The organism is Thermococcus marinus (assembly GCF_055389025.1).
This window is the reverse complement of the sequence record NZ_AP042417.1, coordinates 1711759-1732915: the sequence shown is the minus strand read 5'-3', so window position 1 is coordinate 1732915 and position 21157 is coordinate 1711759. Positions and strand designations below refer to the sequence as shown.

20 protein-coding genes are annotated in these 21157 nt (G+C 54.0%); all 20 read left to right on the top strand.

Annotation, left to right across the window (positions count from 1 at the left end; translation table 11 throughout):
- Position 1: 1 nt before the first annotated feature.
- Positions 2-1687, top strand: a complete 1686-nt coding sequence (top6B, locus tag ACZ5ER_RS09555) for a DNA topoisomerase VI subunit B (protein ID WP_464935190.1) — start codon at positions 2-4, stop codon at positions 1685-1687.
- Positions 1680-2834, top strand: coding sequence for a DNA topoisomerase IV subunit A (locus tag ACZ5ER_RS09550; protein ID WP_464934309.1), 1155 nt, complete (start codon positions 1680-1682; stop codon positions 2832-2834). Before top6B ends, ACZ5ER_RS09550 begins: the two co-directional genes overlap by 8 nt.
- The gene (locus ACZ5ER_RS09545; protein ID WP_464934308.1) at positions 2831-4084 is read left to right on the top strand and encodes a DUF530 family protein; all 1254 of its coding nucleotides are present in this window, start codon (positions 2831-2833) and stop codon (positions 4082-4084) included. Before ACZ5ER_RS09550 ends, ACZ5ER_RS09545 begins: the two co-directional genes overlap by 4 nt.
- Positions 4085-4088: 4 nt before the next feature.
- Complete coding sequence (locus ACZ5ER_RS09540) at positions 4089-4484, top strand: DUF1699 family protein (RefSeq protein ID WP_050003700.1); 396 nt, start codon at positions 4089-4091, stop codon at positions 4482-4484.
- A gap of 47 nt (positions 4485-4531) precedes the next feature.
- A complete protein-coding gene (locus ACZ5ER_RS09535) occupies positions 4532-6622 on the top strand; it encodes an McrB family protein (protein ID WP_050003699.1) in 2091 nt (696 codons plus the stop codon).
- Positions 6619-8028, top strand: coding sequence for a 5-methylcytosine restriction system specificity protein McrC (locus ACZ5ER_RS09530; RefSeq protein WP_050003698.1), 1410 nt, complete (start codon positions 6619-6621; stop codon positions 8026-8028). Before ACZ5ER_RS09535 ends, ACZ5ER_RS09530 begins: the two co-directional genes overlap by 4 nt.
- A gap of 35 nt (positions 8029-8063) precedes the next feature.
- Entirely contained in the window at positions 8064-8867 is an 804-nt protein-coding gene (locus ACZ5ER_RS09525; RefSeq protein ID WP_464935189.1) for a GTP cyclohydrolase IV, read from the top strand.
- Positions 8868-8919: 52 nt separating this feature from the next.
- Entirely contained in the window at positions 8920-9105 is a 186-nt protein-coding gene (locus tag ACZ5ER_RS09520) for a hypothetical protein (protein WP_050003696.1), read from the top strand.
- Complete coding sequence (locus ACZ5ER_RS09515) at positions 9095-9370, top strand: type II toxin-antitoxin system RelE family toxin (RefSeq protein ID WP_050003695.1); 276 nt, start codon at positions 9095-9097, stop codon at positions 9368-9370. Before ACZ5ER_RS09520 ends, ACZ5ER_RS09515 begins: the two co-directional genes overlap by 11 nt.
- Positions 9371-9663: 293 nt before the next feature.
- The gene (locus ACZ5ER_RS09510; protein WP_464934307.1) at positions 9664-10005 is read left to right on the top strand and encodes a hypothetical protein; all 342 of its coding nucleotides are present in this window, start codon (positions 9664-9666) and stop codon (positions 10003-10005) included.
- A gap of 24 nt (positions 10006-10029) precedes the next feature.
- Positions 10030-11031 (top strand): hypothetical protein, encoded by a 1002-nt coding sequence (locus tag ACZ5ER_RS09505; protein WP_464934306.1) that lies wholly within the window; start codon positions 10030-10032, stop codon positions 11029-11031.
- 4 nt (positions 11032-11035) lie between these two features.
- Complete coding sequence (locus ACZ5ER_RS09500; protein ID WP_464934305.1) at positions 11036-12166, top strand: hypothetical protein; 1131 nt, start codon at positions 11036-11038, stop codon at positions 12164-12166.
- A 44-nt stretch (positions 12167-12210) separates the two neighbouring features.
- Positions 12211-12978: an ABC transporter permease gene (locus tag ACZ5ER_RS09495; protein ID WP_050003691.1), complete on the top strand. Its 768-nt coding sequence runs from the start codon at positions 12211-12213 to the stop codon at positions 12976-12978.
- On the top strand, positions 12975-13439 hold the full coding sequence (locus ACZ5ER_RS09490; protein WP_464934304.1) for a hypothetical protein: 465 nt from the start codon (positions 12975-12977) through the stop codon (positions 13437-13439). Before ACZ5ER_RS09495 ends, ACZ5ER_RS09490 begins: the two co-directional genes overlap by 4 nt.
- Positions 13436-14185, top strand: coding sequence for an ABC transporter ATP-binding protein (locus ACZ5ER_RS09485; RefSeq protein WP_464934303.1), 750 nt, complete (start codon positions 13436-13438; stop codon positions 14183-14185). The genes ACZ5ER_RS09490 and ACZ5ER_RS09485 overlap by 4 nt, the downstream gene beginning before the upstream one ends.
- Positions 14186-14239: 54 nt before the next feature.
- On the top strand, positions 14240-15316 hold the full coding sequence (locus ACZ5ER_RS09480) for an HD domain-containing protein (RefSeq protein ID WP_464935188.1): 1077 nt from the start codon (positions 14240-14242) through the stop codon (positions 15314-15316).
- A 98-nt stretch (positions 15317-15414) separates the two neighbouring features.
- Positions 15415-17613, top strand: a complete 2199-nt coding sequence (locus ACZ5ER_RS09475) for an elongation factor EF-2 (RefSeq protein ID WP_464934302.1) — start codon at positions 15415-15417, stop codon at positions 17611-17613.
- Positions 17614-18050: 437 nt separating this feature from the next.
- On the top strand, positions 18051-18626 hold the full coding sequence (locus ACZ5ER_RS09470; protein WP_464934301.1) for a hypothetical protein: 576 nt from the start codon (positions 18051-18053) through the stop codon (positions 18624-18626).
- Positions 18607-19590 (top strand): transglutaminase-like domain-containing protein, encoded by a 984-nt coding sequence (locus ACZ5ER_RS09465; protein WP_464934300.1) that lies wholly within the window; start codon positions 18607-18609, stop codon positions 19588-19590. The genes ACZ5ER_RS09470 and ACZ5ER_RS09465 overlap by 20 nt, the downstream gene beginning before the upstream one ends.
- Before the next feature lie 270 nt (positions 19591-19860).
- Positions 19861-21147, top strand: coding sequence for a translation elongation factor EF-1 subunit alpha (gene tuf, locus ACZ5ER_RS09460; RefSeq protein WP_050003684.1), 1287 nt, complete (start codon positions 19861-19863; stop codon positions 21145-21147).
- Positions 21148-21157: the final 10 nt, after the last annotated feature.

Here is a 21157-nt window from a genome sequence, read left to right as displayed (position 1 = left end):
GATGGCCGAGGCGAGTCAGCTCTTTAAGGAGTTCAAAATCCAGAGCGTCAGCGAGTTCTTCAGGCGAAACGCGGCAATGCTTGGCTACACTGGAAAAGTCCGCTCGCTCACAACGCTCGTCCACGAGGCGGTCACGAACTCGCTCGACGCCTGTGAAGAGGCTGGAATTCCGCCCTACATAAGGGTTGAGATTGAGGAGCTCGGAAGGGAGCACTACAAGGTCGTCGTTGAGGACAACGGTCCTGGAATACCCGAGAAATACATAACCCACGTCTTCGGAAAGATGCTGGCTGGAACCAAAGCGCACAGAAACATACAGAGCCGCGGCCAGCAGGGTATCGGTATAAGCGGCGCTGTCATGTTCGCCCAGATAACGAGCGGAAAGGCGACCCGCGTGATTACTTCAACGGGCGACGAGATTATCGAGGCCTGGGTGAAGATAGACGTTGACAAGAACGAGGGTAAAATCGTCAAGAAGGAGAGGCACCCGAATCCAGACGGCTGGCACGGGACGAGGATAGAGCTCGAGGTAAAGAACGTCAAGTACATGCGCTCAAAGCAGGGCGTCTACTGGTACCTCAAGCTCACCGCCATAGCGAACCCCCACGCCCACATAGAGCTCATCGAGCCCGACGGAAGGCTGATAGTCTTCCCGCGCTCGAGTGAAGAGGTTCCCGAGCCACCTGTGGAGATGAAGCCCCACCCGAAGGGTGTCCTGACGGACGACGTCTACAGAATGGCCAAGAAGACTAAAAGGCAGAGTGTGAGGCGCTTCCTCATCGGGGAATTCTCAAGGATAAGCGACAAGAAGGTTGACGAGCTCGTCGAGTACATAGCGGCACTGAGGCTCATCAAAACCGTCGAGGACAAGAAGGTCCAGGAACAGCTCTACGAGAGGCTCATGAAGGGTGAAGTCAAAGCCGTTCTCCGCTCCTTCAGGGGCTACACCAAGGTCGTCAAGCAGGTCGCGAAGATGATGGAGAAACCGCCCGAGAAGCTCACCTGGCATGAGGCCGAGGAGATAGTCGAGGCCTTCAAGTACATGAAGTTCCTCGCTCCGCCGACGCACGGCCTCAGGCCCATAGGCGAGGAGAACATTGAGAAGGGTTTGAATGGAATCCTCAAGCCTGAATTCGTGACGGCCGTAACGAGACCCCCCAAGGTGTACTCAGGTGGAATCCCCTTCCAGGTTGAAGTCGGCCTTGCCTACGGCGGTGAGATACCGAGCGGTTTTGAGCTCCTCCGCTACGCGAACCGCGTCCCACTGTTGTTTGACGCGGGCTCGTGCGTGACCACCCAGGCGGCGCGCTCTATAGACTGGAAGAGGTATAAAGTTGACGACCTCGACAGAACGCCCCTCGTGCTCATGATTAACGTGGTTTCAGTCCACGTTCCCTACACCGGAACCGGAAAGCAGAGCATAGCGAGCGTCGATGAGATTTACAACGAGATTCGCCTGGCCATAATGGACGCGGCGAGAAGACTGCAGACCTACCTCAGTGGAAAGCACAGGCGCCTCTACCAGGTCAAGAGGAAGAAGACCTTCGAGAAGTACGTTCCTGAGATAGCGAGGGCTCTGAGCGTTCTGACGGGCGAGCCCGAGGAGAAGATTAGGGAGTACTTCCTCAACTTCATTGAGAGTCACTTCGCCTCGAAGGAGGCAGTGGAGGTGAGCGAGAATGCCTAAAGCAATAAAGCGCGAGAGGCCCAAGGAGAAGTTCTCCTACGACCCGAAAAAGGTGCTCAGCAAGCTCGAAGAGTACGGAAGGAGCGTCCTTGAGGCCATCAAGTCGGGTAAGAACCCCTACTTCGACATCCCGATGCGCGGACTCAACAACGTTTACTTCGACGAGAAGAGCAGGCTAATCAAGATGGGCGACAAGCTCTCAAGGCGTTACTTCCTCAACGTTGCTCATGCCAGAAAGTTCATGCAGACCTTACTCATAATGGCCTACGTGAAAAGGCTCGTGAGTGAGGGCAAGCACGCGAGCCTTCGTGAAGCCTACTACGCCAACAAGCACACGATTCCCGGAACGAGGGAGAACACCTTCGAGGACCAGCGCGAGAGCGACCCGATTATCGAGGATTTGGAGAGAATGCTCGGCGTTTTGAGGGAGGAGATGCACATAACCGCTGACAGGCGCGGCTACATCTACGGCGACATAGTCATACGCGACGGTGAGGATGAGTTCAACGCAAGTAAACTGGGAAGCGGTGGCTGGGCCGTTCCCGGAACAGTGGAGCACATTCAGTTCCCAGAGATAAACGTTGACTACGCCCTCGTTGTCGAGACCGCCGCTATGGCCGACCGTCTCATCGAGGAAAAGTTCCCGAAGAAGGAGAATGCCCTAATCATAGCCACCCAGGGACAGGCCTCGCGCGGCGTCAGGCGTTTAATCCACAGGCTCCACTACGAGGAAGGCCTGCCAATCATCGTCTTCACCGATGGCGACCCCTACGGTTGGTACATCTACTCCACAATAAAGCAGGGCTCCATCAACCTCGCTTACCTCAGCGACAAGCTGGCAACGCCCGAGGCGAGGTTCGTGGGCATGACGATGGACGACATAAAACGCTATGGCCTTGAGAACGTCACCGAGAAGCTCAAGGGAATCCCGCCCAACAAGAAAGGTGGCCCGACGGGCGACTACAAGCGCATTTTGGAGGAGATGGAGTACCCCTGGTTCCAGAACAAGGAGTGGCAGAGACAGCTCAAGTTAGCGCTCAAATGGGGCGTCAGGATTGAACAGCAGGCTTTGGCAAACAAGTCCCTTGAGTTCGTCGCCAAGGAGTACCTGCCAGAAAAGATAAACAGCGGTGATTTGTTGCCATGACGACGACTGAAGAGCTCGTCGCCCAGGTCAACAAGATACTCGACGACATAGGGATAGACTTGGGCGAGCTCTTCGAGGACTTCGACCCGGTTAGGTTAGCCCATACCCTCCTTCGGAATATTTCACTTTTAAACGACCTCCAGGACGAGCTTGAGAGGCGTGTGGGTGAGACTGCACCCTCCGCCCGCTTTATGGACAAAAAGAGCAAGGACCCGCACCTCCAGTGGATTTACAGGAAGAAGCACAACAGAACCCTGGCCCTTGAGAGACTTCGCTCGGCAATAACCGCCCACAAGATGGCCCTGGCCCTGCTCTCGGCCAACTACACCTTCAAGCTCGGCAGAAAGGAGATTCCGATAGATGCCATAACGAAGGAGAACATTGAGAAAATCAAGGCCGTTGAAAAGCCCGTAAAGCTCGGAAGGCTCGAAATCTTGCCCCATCTAGCTTACTCCGGCGACGTCCTCAGGTTGCTATCGAGGGAAAGCCTTGAGGTAAGAGAGGCCTTCAAGTTCATCAAGGGCAAGCTCCGGGAAAAGGGAACCGTCAGAACAAGGGGCATGAGGATTGAGGTTGAGTACTTCGAGAACAACAGGCTGAAGAAGGCCCGTCTCGACCTTCCGGCCGATGCAGACATAGAAATGGAGCTCAGGAAGCGCTTTGGAAGAAGGTTCCGCTGGCGCGTGCTCACCTTCGTGAAAACGAAGGGTGTTTTAATAAACAACCACTACACGGTTGACAACCTCGCCCTCGCCTACGCGTCCCTCGACCCCGAGGGGGGTGCCGAGAAGCTCGGCCTTGACATATTCCGCTATTACTTCCTAACCTCCCCCACCGAGAGGGAGACGCTTGGCATATTCCCCGGAATAAAGGTCTCCGTTGACTGCCATTACTCAATCCTCGACCTGCCCTTCAGGGGCGAAGAAGGCTTCAAGACTGGCCAGGGAAGCCTTTACGTCATAAGGAAGTGCGAAATGGAGGAACAGCTCATCGGCAAGAGAAAGGACATCACGATGATTCCCAACTATCTCCTCGGTGGGGTTCTGCTCTACGGCATGAGCCACTACGATGAGGGTAAAGTGGCTGAGCTCCTTGGAATCGACGAGGCCGAACTCAAGGAGGCCATAAAGAAGTTCGTAATCTCGGGCCTCCACAAAGTCCTGTTCAGCGAGAATGAGCTCAAGAAGTTCGAGAAGTTCATGCCGAAGACCGACAAGGCAAAGAAGTTCCTCGACCTCCTGCAGGGGTGAGTAGATGAAGGTAAGGGTCAGCGCGAGGACCTACGATGAGCTCCTGTGGAAGCTGTCCTCGCTGGGCGAGGACGTTACCGAGGTCTACGTCAGCCTGAGGCCCACCAAGGAGGTGGTTGTTAAGATACTTGAGAACGCCCCCAACGTGAAGCGGATAAGCTGTCCTCCGAGCCTTTACCCGAAGGTCTCGAAGAGGGTCATCTACGCCCTCGGCCAGCTCGGGATTGAGCTCGTCCCGGAGAAGAGGCCGCGCGGGAGGCCGCGGAAGTACGACGAAAAAACGGTGAAGCTCGTCCGCGAGCTGGCCAAGAAAGGCGTCCCGATGCGGGAAATCAGCGAACGCCTTGGGATACCCCTCCGAACGGTTTACTACATGGCAAGTAAACAGGTTAAGAGATAAACTATTTAAGTTGAATACTCTCAATTTTCCGATTGAGGTGGGGGTTTATGGGCCGTTTTGAACCCGTTAAGTCGGCAGTGGAGAGGATAAACAGCTATTTGTCCGAAGAGTATGAGGAAGAGAGGGTAGGGTTTTCTATTGAGGAGATGAAGCTCTCCGACGATGGAAAGTACCTGGCCGTTCTCGTCAGGGACGACTACGATTCGAGGTTTCTGCACGCGTTCTACACGTCCGGAGACCCTGTAAAAGGCTGGGAGGGGGGGGTGCCGATTCCCTGCCAGTCGGACGTCATAATTTTCCCTGGAAAGAACTACATCGGAGTTTTTTCGAAGTGCGGCGGTGGGGAAGTTGCTTTATACCCCCTTGAGGAGCCCCCAAAAGAAAACGCGCTCAGGGTGGCCTTCTCAAAGCCGCCAATCTATATCCTCCTGACGCCAAACGACAGGGTCGTTGTCTTCGGGGACATGAGCATAAACTTCACGGCCCCTGCGGAAACGGAGGTTCTTTTCATTCCAAAACTGCCAGGGGGATACGCGTTTTTTCATGGGGTGTACGACACTGAGGAGGAAGCTTACATCCTGCATACGTTCAGGGAGCCAAACGGGAAAAAGTCCGTCCTCAGGATTGGAAAAGTCCCGTTCCCAGTTTATCCATACTACTCGGCCCTTGAGTTTTGGGATGGGATGGAGATAGTGGCGACCTACACCGCCCCTCCCGCTGTAAAGGGGGCAATCGGTGACGTGTGGGTCAGGGACGGAAGGCCCATTGCCCTTCTCGGCACCAAGATGGGGACGGAGATATACATAATGGACAAAAGGACAACCGTCCTCCCCCTTCCAGGGGAGCTCGTTTTCGCCCGCTTTACCGAGAGGGGCCTCTTTGTGGTCATCGGCCAGTTCAGAGGGTACCTCTACGGCGGCACAGTCTCCTATGAAAAGCTGGAGGAGAAAAAGTCAATATCCCTCGATGACCTGGAAGACAGAACTATCTTCGGGCGCTATAATCCCGAATTCCTCGACCCGAAGTTTTCTGGCATCTCCCGGGACGGGCAGACGCTGTACATAGGCAGGACTTCCGGGAAGACGAGCCCGAGCGGCGGGTTTTACTACTACCTCCTCAAGGACAACCCGTACCTTTACACCCTCAAGACGGACAAGTCCCCGACCGGAGAAGGAGAAGTTGATGAAGACCCGATTCCAGGAATCATAGAGGCGTTCAGGAGCGTTATATTCTACGGCCCCCCTGGAACCGGAAAGACACAGAGGGCTATACAACTCGCAAAAAAGGCCACCCGGTTAGAGGTGGTGACCTTCCACCAGTCATACAGCTACGAGGACTTCGTGGAGGGATTCAGGCCCGCGGAGCAGGACGGGCGGCTGGTGTACCGTGTCGAGGACGGAATCCTCAAGAGAATGGCCGTCGAGGCGATATACCACGGCATAACCGGTTCGCGGGGCGCTGACTACGAGGAGATGAAAAAGGTTGTTGTGGACTTCCTTGAGCGGAAGAAAAACGGCGAAAAGCTTGAGTTCCACCCGAAGGGCAAATACTACCTCGTCATCGATGAGATAAACAGGGGAAACATAAGCAGGATTCTTGGGGACGTTATAACCCTCCTCGACCACGATAAACGCCTTGGAGAGGAAATGGAGACCATCGTGACGCTTCCGTATTCGGGAGAGCCATTCTCCCTGCCGCCAAACCTCTACATCATCGGCACGATGAACTCGACCGACAGGAGCATAGCATTCCTCGACATGGCCCTGAGGAGGAGGTTTGCCTTCGTTGAGTTCCTTCCGAGACCCGAAGAGCTCGGCCACGTGGAAGTCGGGGGAGTGAACCTCCAGCACCTTCTTTCTAAGATCAACGAGACGATTGAAGAGGAGCGCGGCAAGGACTACACCATCGGCCACGGCTACTTCATGGAGGTCGTCAGGTCGGAGGACAAGGTCAGCGCGCTGAAGAGGGTCTTCTACTACAAGATACTCCCCCTCCTGCAGGAGTACTTCTACGGCAACTGGGAGGCACTCCGCAGGGCCCTTCCGGGGTTCAGCTTCATAGATGAGAAGGGCAGGATAATAGAGATGAGCGACGAGGAGTTCCTTGAAACCCTCCGCAGAATGGTGAACGAGAAATGACCCAGGACGTCGTCGTGAGGTTCTACGAGTTTGGAAAAATCCCAATGAGCCGGCTCCGGGGCATGGGGGTGAATCTCTCGTACCCGGAGCTCTCCCACTTCGTTGAGGTCATCAACTCGGTTCACGGCGGCGAGCACACGGTGTTCAGCCTCGAATACTCTCCCAGGGACAGGGAGCACTACCTGAGGGCCCACGGGAGTGTTGGGTTCGCGTACTACGTGACCAACGGGAAGAAGATAACGTTTCAGGTTCTCCCGAAGCCTTTCAGGACAGACCCCGACGACAGGCGCTCCGTCCAGTTCTTCCTCCAGCTCCTCAACCTAGTCAGAGGAATGAGGGTGGGGGCTGGGGAGCTGAGGGCCCTTTCCGAAGAGTACAGCAGGACGGGGGACATAGACGAGCTCTTCAAGAGCATGTACGTCCTCCTCCTGGCGAAGGCCCTGAGCGAGGGGCCTTACATAGAGTACGGGGAGGTCGAGGAGAACTCTGGGGTGCTCAGGGGAAGGCTCTTGATGAACAGGATGGCGAGGAAGCCGCCCTGGAAGCTGGAAGTCCCGGTCAGGTATTCGGTGATGATGGAGGACAACCCCCTCAACAGAGTCCTTAAGAGGGCGCTTGAGATTGTTGTGACCACCTCCAAGTGGAAGTCAACCCGGAAGTTAGGCGGGATGCTGATGGGGGCTTTCGTGGAAGTCGGCCCGCTGAGATATGGGGACAGCTCCAGGGTGGCGTTTAACCACCTGAGCGAGAGGTTCAGGAACGTCTTTAACCTCGCGGAGGCGATAATTTCAGGTTTTGTAGGCATAGGCACCCGCAACCGCGTTCTGCCCGGGATATTCGTGAGCATGGACAGGCTCTTTGAGGGGCTTGTTTACCACACGATAAGGGCGGTTCTGGGGGGAGAGGCAGAGGTCAGGGCCCAGGAGAGCCTGCCCCACCTGATAAAAAACGCCCGCGAGTACGAGGAGAAGAGAAGGGCGATGTTCATGATGGGCAACCCCCTGCCCGACGTGGTCGTGAAGTGCAAGAAGGGGAGGTTTATAGTTGAGTCCAAGTACCGCAGCCTCAGCGTATACCTCCACAACCAGGGCAGGAGCGTTAGGAAGCTCGTTAGAAAGAGCTCCGAGCTGTATCAAGCTTATGCGTACGCCAAGCTGGTGGGTGGTGGCGTTATCCTGATATACCCACGCCTGGAGGGCAGGTACAACCACTGGATTCCTGACCTCTTTGAAGCGGGCGAGAGGGACGTTCTGCGCTTTTTTGACGGCACAAAGCTTGCAGTACTTGGGTACGAGCTTTCAAGGGTTGGAAAAGACGTGAGGATAGAACACGGGGCAGTAGCTGTTAGCGACGAAATCAGGGAGGGGCTTAAAGATTTCCTGCTGAACTTTTGCGGTGACCTTTAAAAAGGGGACGACCAACCCTCCGCTGGGTGAGAGACATGCTGGTTGAGACCCAGGAAGAGGTTCCCCAGATTAGAGAGCCGCTCAGGCGCGTTGGCATTACAAACCTCAGGACAGTCGCCAAGATAAACTGGAAGGGGAAGGTTTACACGTTCATCCCGGTGTTTGAAGTAACCATAGACCTTCCCGCCGAGAAGAAGGGCATCCACATGAGCAGGCTCGTTGAGAGCATAACAGAAGCCATGAGCGAGGCAGTCGAGGAAGAAGTAATGGAGGCCCACAGCTCGCTTGAGGAGCTCGGCAGGGCCGTTATAGAGCGCCTTGAGGGGAAGCACCCGCACAGGCGCGCGGAGGTGTGGATTAAGACCCACCTCATAATCCCCAGGGAGACGCCGGCGAGCAAGAAGACCACATACGAGCCCTACGACGTCGAGGTAGGCGTTATCAAGAACGAGGACGGCTCGTTTGAAAAAGTCCTCAGGGTCAAGGTCATCGGAAACACCGTCTGCCCCCACGCGATGGCCAACAACAACGGGAAGACGCACATACAGCGCGCCGTCGGCGAGCTTGAAGTGAGGGCCGGCTATGATGAGGAGATAGAGCTTGAAGAGATGATAGACGTCGTGGAGAGCTCCTTCAGCCACCCGACCTACACGCTCCTCAAGACCGTGGACGAGAACGCCGTCGTCCAGGGCATGTACAGAAACCCGAAGTTCGTCGAGGACGTTGCGAGGGAGATATTCGCCAAGGCGAAGGAGCGCTTCAACGGGAGGATACACGTGAGGGTCATCAGCAACGAGAGCATTCACAAGCACGACGTCATAGCGGAGACGTGGAGCTGAAGGTTCGAAAATTTTAATTATTTGAATCCCTAACAATACCCGAGGTGAGAGAATGGAGGCCACTCTCAGCGAGATTATCCACCGGATAGAGGAGATAGAACGGTTTCTGAAGGAGCTCGTGGATGTTAACCTTCAGCTCATTGAGGAGTCTGAACCGGAAAAGTGGGAGAGAGAAGCCATCGAGGAGCGCAGAAATGACGAGTTCCTCGAATGGGACGTGGTGAAAGATGAGCTTTGAGAACAGGGTTCTGATAAGCAAGAAAGCCCTGAAAGAACTCCAGGGTATCCCACAACACGAGAAGGAGTTGATAAAGGACAGGATATCCAAGCTGTCTTTCTTCCCTCTGGCCCACCTAGACGTCCAAAAGCTCAAGGGACATGAGAACGTTTACCGCCTGCGCGTTGGACAGTATCGAGTAATCTTCGAGTACCTGAAGGAAGATAGAGTTGTCAAAATCCTAAAAGTCGGCAAGAGGGAGAACGTTTACGGGGATAACCTATAGGGGAAGACGTGGAGCTGAAGGTTCGAAATTCAATATCGGTTTCCCATTTTTCGGGAGCCGAGCTTCTTTCAAAATGATAAAACATTTTGTTAAACAATTTCGCCAATCATAGTATAACTCGGTTATTAACTTGAAGTAATTCGCTCCCTTATTTGCACTATGTCTCTTCTATGTTCATCATGGTCGATTTTTTGAAATCTGCACCTCAACTTCGAAGTAAAACTTAAATATTGTTGGACGATAGTTAACACTGCCCGGGGGCAAGATAGTACCCGGGCAGGAGGGTCGGCACCATGAAGAAGCTGGTTGCCGTGTTGTTCGGCCTGCTGGTAGTGGCGGCAGGGTTCGCGGCAGCGACGATATGGCAGACCACAGTCGTTAGGGACTACAACCAGGACCAGTATGCAGAGGCCTATGCTGAGATTGGAGTCAGGTACGATGCTCAGCATCCCTATACGAACTATGACATAACCTACAGAACAGGTTGGGGGAGGTTAAAGGCCCCCTACAGCTATCCATACTACGTGTTCAAGAACAACCTCCCCAACGGCGTTGAAGTGAGCGTTTATGTCATGATTCCCGGACGCTCTCAGCCGGATGTGGTATCTGCCAGCGCAACTTGGCCATATATATGACTTTACTATTTTTGGGGTGGTAAAATGACGTTTAAAAAGCTTTACGCCGGCATTTATTTGGTTGTGATACTTCTCGGATCTAACTTGGCATTGTCCGCTCCATACTGGGCTGGAAAAGGTGCGGTCGTTGAGTACGTTGCCCACAGAGACAACACGTACGTCAGTGGACTGTTGCAGAGGGGAGTCCCTCCAGAGACCGTGACAACCGTGAGCATGTATTACCTTCGAAACGGTTCTGAGTATACAATAAAGGCGTACAACACATCATACTTGAGGTTCGAGATAATCGAAGATTCGGCAGAGTCTTTTAGGGTGAGGGCAGAACTAGTGCTATCCAACGTCACAATAATAACCGACGCAAGCTCTCCCAGGTTCTGGAGCGCCGAGGAGGTTATAAACCACACTTGCAGGCTGGGGACGTGCCTTTACAGGCTCGAAACACTAAAGATAACCGGGATTTATAGAATTCTCAAGCAAGGGGACCAGGTTGTAGCCGGTGGAAAAGTTTACGGGAGGACTTTCCTGTGGATTGACCCTACTGAACCTCCAGAAAACGGAACGGTCCTGTTTGACGCCGACGGCACCGTGCTCAAAGTCCAGCGGCTGGAAAATGTCAATCAGTCATTCAAAACGTACAGCGGCACCTTCGGGCCTCCGCTGGTAAAGATCTACACGAACAAAATTAACATTAACCTCGGTAGTGTCTCCGCAGAGGGAATGAACGTCTACCTCTACGATGGCTCCGACTTTGTACTTCTGAGCTGGTTCGGCCTAGCGGGAATAGCGGACCTCAGGGCGATGGGGATAGTAACGATGAGCCTCATGGACCAGAGGGCGGGGAGCGAGGGACTGCAGACGCTTGGCCCGACCTTGTATCGCTTCACACCCGCCCCCCAGACCCAGGAAGACGAGGGAGAGCAAAGCCCCCTCACCGTCGGCCAGGACAGGGACGGTTACGGTAGGGTAATCTTCTACGCGGTTCTGGCCACCTTCACCGTCGTTCTGGTTGTCAGGCTCAAGAGGTGATTCAATGCCAACCGCCGAACCTTCGGGGAGAGGGTGGAGGCGGGTAGTTTCCAATGGAATGCACCGGGCAGGGGCTTTCAAGCCCGGCCTGGCGGTCCTGATGTTCCTCCTCGCTCTCCCCACCCAGCTGGCGGTGGCCACCCCGTACTGGGCCAAGCCCGGAGTCTACGTTGAGTACGCGGCCATGAGGTACGACCCATATATCCAGTATCAGCTCTCCCAGGGGTACTCAACCGAGCAAAGGACTGCGTTTCTTGTTTACCTTTCCCACAACGCTTCCTACAAAATCTACGCGTACAACGACACTTACCTCAAGTTCACTATTCTGGAGGAGACTGACGGTTATCTAACAGTCGGCGTCCGTATTGACATGAGCAACGTAACGGTTAAAGTCACCGTCCCAGCTGGGGAGAACCTAAGCCCGATTTGGGAACAAAACGAGGTCATAAAAGTTGAAACTATACCAACCCCGGGCAATTTCGGTACCCGTGAATACAAGGTGTACCTCCGGTCCCTCGGGATTGAGGGTGTTTACAGAATACGGGAGAGCGATGGTACCGTTTTCAGCCTGAACGGAACCCGCTACGGTCATACTTTCCTCTGGATTGATACCGACCCAGGTTTGGTCCCGCAGGAGAACGAGACCTTCGTGGTTTTTCCCACCCTGAACTGGACGATGAAAGTCGAGAAGGTGTCCGTGAGGGATAAACCCAAGAAAACATACTATGGGGAATTTGGGCCGCCCACTGCCATGCTGTCTCTCCTGGGATCACCACTTGTCATGGAGGGTCTTGTGGAGTTCACCACCCAGACCCCGGGGGACTTGTGCTATGATCCCACCACGGGGGTGGTGTTATCTCTCACTACTATCTCAATACTGATATCCCCTGACCTTGCCGCCATAGGAATTCCCTTTGCATCTTTCATGGACGAACGTGTGGCCTACGACCAGATGGTGGAGAAGGACCTTTCATGGGCCGGTTTGCTACCGCTCTACAATACCAACGCTGAGTTCCAGAAAGTTCAAAAGATTCCCTTTTCGAGGGTCCAAACACCATTAAGGTACACTTTCTGGGTGTCACTGGTTCTCCTCGGCTCTATCGTGGCAGTAAGAGGTTGGGGGAAGATAAAATGAGGAAGTCATTCCCTCGATGTTAGTTACAAAAGGGAGGTGAACGAATGGGCAGGCTTAAAACGCTCTTGAAATGGGAGTTCAACGACGTTATAAAGAACGTTCTCTTTCTGTTTGGATTAGTTCTCGTGGGGATGTCGATGAAAAAGTCAATCATGGACGTGAACTACATACCAGGCTTTGCCTCAGGCACCGAAATAAAGCTTTTTGGGCCCTCCCTGGCACATGGCGTCGCAGGGGAGATACATGGAATGCTTTACCTGAGCGACGTCTGGACTCTAATGGGATTCCTTACCCTACTCCTTGGCGCTTTGTCTTTCCGCTACGACCGGGACAGTGGGGTTGCGCGTTCTATTTACTCGCTTCCGTACTCCAACACCGAAATCTTTGGAGTCAAGTTGCTCTCAATACTCGTCTACAGCGTCCTCATGATTCTTCTCCCCTTTGCATACGTCACGTTAACGAGCTACACCAGCATAGCCGGCTACCTGCCGGAGGTAACCTCGGGATTCATGAGTGATGCTCTCATTATTGTGCTCTTCCTAATATTATACCTCGTCGCCGTCGCAACACTCGTTTCCCTAGCATCTCCAAACGCCTTCCTGGCCTTTATGGTGGGCTTCACCATAGTCTACGCACCAAAAATCCTGGGACTTGAGAGCATTCCCCCGGCACTCTTTACGTACGCCCTTCACAGATGCGGAAGCACGGACTTCACTCCCCTCACGGCCCAATACCTTGGCTGGGGAATCGCAGTTCCGCTACTTCTCCTCGGGGCCGCGCTGGTTCTAATTAGGAGGAGGGATGTAGTATGAGGCGCTTCCTCACAGTGTTGCTCCTTGGCCTGCTTATACTCACAATCGGCTCCATTGGGATTTACCACTCATACGAGAACAAAGTCGGCTCCGTTGGCCCAGTCTTCCTTCAGCCAATAGAGAGGCAGGGAAACGTGACGGACATGATGATGGTTACCATGTACACCCCAACGAGCTCCCTCGTGGAAGCATCCTGCAACGGCAACGGGGTCGTGGAGGTGTACGACATCATAACGGGCAAGCTCGTGAGCAGGGAGAACATCTATGGGCATCTAACTTATCAGTTCGTCCTACCACGTGAGGGGGACTACCTTGTCCTCAACAACGGAACCGGGAAGTTGACCTGCGCCTTCCGCTTCATCAAGAACTACCCGACGAAGGACGTTCAGAACGCAATCTACGGCCTAGGGACCGTTTTTGCACTGCTCCTAGCCCTGGTCATTTGGAGGTGGAGGAAATGATTATCGAGGCGAGGGATTTGAAGAAATACTTCGGGAGCATTCACGCACTTGACGGGGTTACGGTTAGCATTCCGGAGGGAGTAACGCTGATACTCGGCCCCAACGGCGGTGGAAAGAGCACCTTTCTTAAGCTCGCCACTGGAGTTTACAGGCCGACATCTGGAGAGATTAAGGTGTTTGGAGAAAGTCCCTGGAACAACTGGAGGGTTAAAACCCGCTTCGGCGTAGCCTACGACCCACCGGCCTTCCCCCAGTTCGTAACGGGGCGGGAATGGTTGAACCTCTTTGCGGGGAGTAGGGGATTTGGAGAGGACGAAATTGAGCGCGTGGCGGAGCTCTTTGAGGTGAAGACCTTCATTGATAAGCGCATAAGCGGTTACTCCTCGGGAATGCTGAAGAGACTGAGCCTCGCTCAGGCCTTCATAGGAAAGCCGGAGCTGATATTCTTGGACGAGCCTCTCGCCAATATAGACTTTGACAGCATGGAGAAAGTCATTGAAATCATCGAGGATATGAGGGGGAAAACCAACTTCGTAATCATAAGCCATATCTGGGAGCCTCTGATGCCCATCGTTGACTGGGTCGTCGTGATAGGCAACGGAAAGCTTGTTCTGAGCGGAAAGGCTGAGGAGGTTCAAGAAGAGGTTGAGAGGCTGTTCAAGCCACACATCAGAAGGAAGAGGGGAGGGAGCACAGAGGCTCCCTCACCTTCCGGGCAGGAGGGTCCGCACCCTGCCAACGGTTGAGTTTTGGGCGGTTAGGTTTATTAACTTTTTTCTTACTCCCTCATGGCGGTTAACATGAAGCTCGTCCACGACCCGATACACGGCGGAATAGAGCTCGACGACTTCGCGGTAAAGCTGGTTGACACGCCGGAGTTCCAGAGGCTCAGGAGGATTACCCAGCTCGGCTTAGCTTTCCTCGTTTACCCTTCGGCCAGACACACGCGCTTCGAGCACTCCCTCGGGACCTTCCACATAGCGAGGCTTATAAGGGAGCGGAATCCCGAGATTAATGCGGGGGCGGTTTACGCGGCCCTGTTCCATGACCTCGGACACTACCCGTTCAGCCACACCCTTGAATGCCTCTTTCCAAGGCACGAGGACAACACGAGATGGCTGATAAAGCACGGGGAAATCGGCGACGTTCTGATGGAGCGCTTCTCGCTCAAGGAGTTCCTCGGCCTTCTCAAGCACCCGCTCGTGAGCGGTGACATAGACGCCGATAGAATGGACTACCTCGTGCGCGATGCCTACTACACCGGGGTCGCCTACGGACTCGTTGACCTTGAGCGCCTTATACGAAACCTCCGCTGGGACGGCGAGAGGCTAATCCTCGGCGAGAAGGGGATAATGGCTGGCCAGAACCTCCTAATATCGAGGAGCATGATGTATCCAACGGTTTACCAGCACCACACGGTCAGGATAGCGAGTTCAATGCTCTGCAAGGCTGTTGAGCTGGAGGGGATAAGCTTCGAGGAGATACGTGAGATGGACGAGGTTGACCTCGTCGCGAGGCTGAGGGCCAGCGAGAAAAAAGAGGTCAGAGAGCTCATCAGTGCAATCGAGAACAGGCGGCTTTACAAGCGTGTCGTTTGGAGCGGGAAGAAGCTCGATGAGGAGACAATCAAGGAGCTAAGAAGGGAGCTGGAAAGCGAGTTCGGTCACCTCGCGTTGCTCGACTACCCTGAGAAGCCGAGGTTCGAGGAGAGGAACGCCTTCGTGGAGTTCAACGGGGAAATTAAGCGGCTCAGTGAGGTCTCGCCAGTCGTGAGAGCACTCGTAGAGGCAAAAGAGAGCAACTGGCGCTGGGGAATCTACGCGAGGGAAGATAAAGTTGAAGAGGTCAGAACCTTCGTCTCCAAAAGGCTTAAGTAGTTTTGAATTCCCCGTCCCGTTCCATTTTCCCATCAGGAAAAGCTTTATAACCGAGCCTTTTAAGTTAAGCCGACAAGCTCATCCAAAGGTGGTGCGTTATGGGAAGAAGGGAAGAGATGATTGCGAAGATTAAGGAGCTCATGACCCAGCCCGAGAGGATTAGGAATATGGGTATTGCCGCTCACATTGACCACGGTAAGACCACTCTGAGCGACAACCTGCTCGCCGGAGCGGGAATGATCAGCGAGGAGCTTGCCGGAAAGCAGCTCGTCCTTGACTTCGACGAGCAGGAGCAGGCGAGGGGAATCACCATCAACGCGGCCAACGTTTCGATGGTCCACAACTACGAGGGCCAGGACTACCTCATCAACCTCATCGACACCCCGGGTCACGTTGACTTCGGTGGTGACGTTACCAGGGCCATGCGTGCCATAGACGGTGCGATTATCGTTGTTGACGCCGTCGAGGGTGTCATGCCCCAGACCGAGACCGTTCTCAGGCAGGCCCTCAGAGAGTACGTCAAGCCGGTTCTCTTCATCAACAAGGTTGACAGGCTCATCAAGGAACTCAAGCTCGGCCCGAACGACATCCTCAACCGCTTCGCCAAGATAATCACCGACGTCAACAGGCTCATCAAGCGCTACGCCCCCGAGGAGTTCAAGAACGAGTGGCTCGTCAAGGTGGAAGATGGTAGCGTCGCCTTCGGTTCAGCCTACTACAACTGGGCCCTCAGCGTCCCGTACATGAAGAAGACCGGAGTTACCTTCAAGGACATCGTCGAGCTCACCAACGCCGGTGACCTCAAGACCCTCAGGCAGAAGGCCCCGCTCCACGTCGTCGTCCTCGATATGGTCGTCAGGCACCTCCCGAACCCGCTTGAGGCCCAGAAGTACAGGATTCCGCACCTCTGGCAGGGCGACATAAACAGCGACGTCGGCCAGGCCATGCTCAAGTGCGACCCGAAGGGCAAGATGGTCATGGTCGTCACCAAGATAATCCTCGACAAGCACGCCGGTGAGGTCGCCACCGGCCGTGTCTGGAGCGGTACCGTCAAGACAGGCCAGGAGGTTTACCTCATCAACAGCAAGAGGAAGGCCAGGATCCAGCAGGTCGGTATCTACATGGGTCCCGAGAGGATCAACATGGAGGCCGTCCCGGCCGGTAACATCGTCGCCGTCACCGGTCTGAGGGACGCTATGGCCGGTGAGACCGTTTCCGTTGAGCAGATCGAGCCGTTTGAGGCCCTCCACTACGCCAGCGAGCCCGTCGTTACCGTCGCTATCGAGGCCAAGAACGTTAAGGACCTTCCGAAGCTCATCGAGGCCCTTAGACAGCTCGCCAAGGAGGACCCGACCCTCCACGTCAAGATCGACGAGGAGACCGGTCAGCACCTCCTCAGCGGTATGGGTGAGCTCCACCTCGAGGTCAAGCTCTACCGCCTCAAGACCGAGTGGAAGCTCGACGTTGACGTCAGCCCGCCGATCGTTGTCTACCGTGAGAGCGTGACCAAGAAGAGCCCGATCGTTGAGGGCAAGTCACCCAACAAGCACAACAGGTTCTACATCACCGTCGAGCCGATGCCCGACGAGATTTACGAGGCCATTAAGGAGGGCATCATCCCAGAGGGCAGGCCCAAGGACCCGAAGGCGGTCGCCAAGAAGCTCGCCGAGCTCGGCATGGACTACGAGATGGCCAAGGGCATCGTCGACGTCTACAACGGCAACATGTTCTTCGACAACACCAAGGGTATCCAGTACCTCAACGAGGTCATGGATCTGCTCGTCGACGGATTCCACATGGCGATGGACGAGGGACCGCTCGCCAAGGAGCCGGTCATGAAGGTCATCGTCAGGCTCCACGACGCCAAGATCCACGAGGACAACGTCCACCGCGGTCCTGCCCAGATCTACCCGGCCATCAGGACGGCAATCCACTGTGCCATGATGAAGGCCAATCCGGTCCTCTACGAGCCCTACCAGAAGGTCATCATCAACATACCCTACGAGTACATGGGTGCCGTCAGCAGGGAGCTCAACCAGAGGCGCGGTCAGCTCATCGACATGAGGCAGGAAGGCGAGGTCATGATCATCATTGGAGAGGCTCCAGTTGCAGAGATGTTCGGATTCGCTGGAGCCATCCGTGGCGCCACCAGCGGAAAGGCCCTCTGGACCACCGAGCACGCGGGCTTCAAGCGCGTCCCGAACGAGCTTGCCCAGCAGATTATCAGGCAGATTAGGCAGAGGAAGGGCCTCGACCCGAACCCGCCGACCGAGAAGGACGTCTGCCCGCAGCAGTGAGGGCTCTCCGCCCTCTGAACTTTCTATTCTCTCCATCTTGTTCTGGCCCCTGCGGGTATCTATGGACTGTTCTTTTACCGGGTGGTCCCAACCCATTTCTCGTTTCGGGAAACAAAACCCATTGAAATCTGTGTCCAGACGAAACATATTTATGTCCAGCAATAGAAAAAGTCACCATAATTCCTGGGAGGTTGGAACATGCATTCTGAAAAGAATGATTTGCATTATTTCATTACCCGCATTGTTAATCCAGATCTGAACTGGATCATCGTTTCACTGCGCTCTTCTCAGCATGTGGTTCACGGGCGGGATGGGTACACTAGTCTCAGATGGAGTGATCATTCGGTTCTGACAGAATTGCAAGCAGACTCGAGGAGTGGAGGGACAACCTGTGGTACAACTACAGGCGGGACTTTCCTTCGAATGGTAGGGAAATCTTGGATGAGTTTTTCGAAATTCTGGTTGTAGCTGAGGCAAAGCTCTTGGATAATCCCACTAAGAAAGAGGCATTGAAGGGACTCTGGGAACTTGCTGAATCAATGGGAGAGTATCTTGGCTTAGGTGGCTACGTTTTCCAGAAGGCTGAAGAAATCAAAACAAAGGCGGCGAGAATTCGAGAAAGAGATCTTTATCTGAAAGAGAAAGCGGGTGAGACAGGCATTTCACGAAGGTCCAAATCACGGCCCACTTCCCCACATCGCGGAAAAAGGCAAGTGACCTCACTTCCCTACACATCCTCAAGCACACACTTCAGCTCTGGCCATCATAAAAGAAGCTCCACTAGGAGGCACATGGCAGTGGGAATAGCAATCCTGCTACTGATTCTAATGGGGTATTTATACTCACAGGGCGCTTTTGATAATATTAAGCCTGTGTTCTCTGGGGAATCTGAAAATTCGTCCGAAACTAGCACATACACATATTTCTCGGGTTATCCCGATATCCAGACATCTTCAGAAACAACAGAAAGGCCTACTGGTGCTGTTGCACTTAGTGACTGCTCAAACGGTTAACGGTTATTGGAGGTATATCCTTCAGGACGCTCTTAAATGTGCTTTAACTGAAGAAGAACTTTCAAAGGTATCCCACCTTGCAAACCAATTAAGAGGAAAAACCCTTCAGGAGAGTGCTTGGAACGTTCTGGAGTGGCTTGATAGTAACATTGAGTATAATCACTCTAAAGCACTTTTGCCTTCCCCCGTCATCTGGAGGTCAAATGGAAAAATCACAAAAGTTACCGCCGAGCCTGGAGTGGAGATCCAGACTCCTTATGAGACGGTTCCTAGGGGCGCGGGCGTTTGTACTGATTACGCCATTCTGACCACCGCGATTCTACTAGAGATGGGATATTCTCCTGTTTATGTATTCGAGATTGATTTTGAAAACTCGGGTATTGGACACGCGACAGCGGCAGTAAAAATCAACGACGAGTATTTCCTCTTAGATCAGCACCCTCCTGCGATGGACCTGGGGACATATTATGACTATTGGTCAACATACCGGAAAGAGATACTTGGAGAGACACGGTTAATTTCGAATGCTACCATATACGAGATACGGAGAGAAGGTGAAAATGTCCGGGTCACAAAAATTGGGCTCCTGACGGCTGAAGACTTTAAATCCAAAGACTACGATTTTGGTTCTACGGATCTTGCAAGAATCTCCGAGGATTTACGGAGAGCGTTCTTGGAAAACCACCCAAATTTGGTTCTGGATAAAAATATTAAATCCTTGAATACAAGGGCTTACCTGCCCCGGGGATATTCTGATGGCATAACCTGGAGGATGGAGTTTCCACATTTTGCAAACTACTATCATCCGGCGGCATTTTACTACGAATTCGTGAAATACTTCTATAAGAGCCTCACAAGTTCTGCGGGAATTAAAAACGATCTAGGCAGGTTTAATATATTCTGGCTCAAGACTGTGCAGGAAGGAGACTCCATAGAAGTGATACTTAACCTTGCCAAAAAATAGCGAACCGAAAGTTGTGTTTCCCTCTACCAATTTATAGAGCTCCCCTAGCGGTTGTCGCGCACTTGGATAGTTTCTGATGCGCCCAAAAAATGAATTCCAGTCTGAAACTTCATTAGTTAAGTTTTTAAACCCGCTTCGTAAGTTAAGCACAGAACTCATGAGGCCCCCCCGATAAACGGCGGGTTTCCCGCCCGAGGGGGCCGAGGTTCGAAAGATTTAAAAAGCCATCCTAGTCAACGAGACTAGACCAAAATCTGGAGGTGTTTGAAAATGGCTAAGGAGAAGCCGCACGTTAATATAGTCTTTATAGGACACGTCGACCACGGAAAGAGCACCACCATCGGAAGGCTGCTCTTTGACACCGCCAACATACCGGAGAACATCATCAAGAAGTTCGAGGAGATGGGTGAGAAGGGTAAGTCCTTCAAGTTCGCTTGGGTCATGGACAGGCTCAAGGAGGAGCGCGAGAGGGGTATCACCATTGACGTCGCCCACACCAAGTTCGAGACCCCGCACAGGTACATCACCATCATCGACGCTCCTGGTCACAGGGACTTCGTTAAGAACATGATCACCGGTGCCAGCCAGGCCGACGCCGCTGTTCTCGTCGTCGCCGCCACCGACGGTGTCATGCCGCAGACCAAGGAGCACGCCTTCCTTGCCAGGACCCTCGGTATCAACCACATCATAGTCGCCATCAACAAGATGGACATGGTCAACTACGACGAGAAGAAGTTCAAGCAGGTCGCTGAGCAGGTCAAGAAGCTCCTCATGATGCTCGGTTACAAGGACTTCCCGATCATCCCGATCAGCGCCTGGGAGGGCGACAACGTCGTCAAGAAGAGCGACAAGATGCCCTGGTACAACGGCCCGACCCTCATCGAGGCCCTTGACCAGATACCGGAGCCGCCGAAGCCGACCGACAAGCCGCTCCGCATTCCGATCCAGGACGTCTACTCCATTAAGGGTGTTGGTACCGTCCCGGTCGGCCGTGTTGAGACCGGTGTCCTCAAGGTCGGTGATGTCGTCATCTTCGAGCCGGCCAGCACCATCTTCCACAAGCCGATCCAGGGTGAGGTCAAGAGCATCGAGATGCACCACGAGCCGCTCCAGGAAGCCTACCCAGGTGACAACATCGGATTCAACGTCCGTGGCGTTGGTAAGAACGACATAAAGCGCGGTGACGTTGCTGGACACACCAACAACCCGCCGACCGTCGTCAGGCCGAAGGACACCTTCAAGGCCCAGATTATCGTCCTCAACCACCCAACAGCTATCACCGTCGGATATACCCCGGTCCTCCACGCCCACACCACTCAGGTCGCTGTCAGGTTCGAGCAGCTCCTCGCCAAGCTCGACCCGAGGACCGGCAACATCGTCGAGGAGAACCCGCAGTTCATCAAGACCGGTGACTCCGCTATCGTCCTCCTCAGGCCGACCAAGGCCATGGTCATCGAGCCGGTCAAGGAGATCCCGCAGCTCGGTAGATTCGCTATCCGTGACATGGGCCAGACCGTCGCTGCCGGTATGGTCATCTCCATCCAGAAGGCCGAGTGAAGGCCTTCTC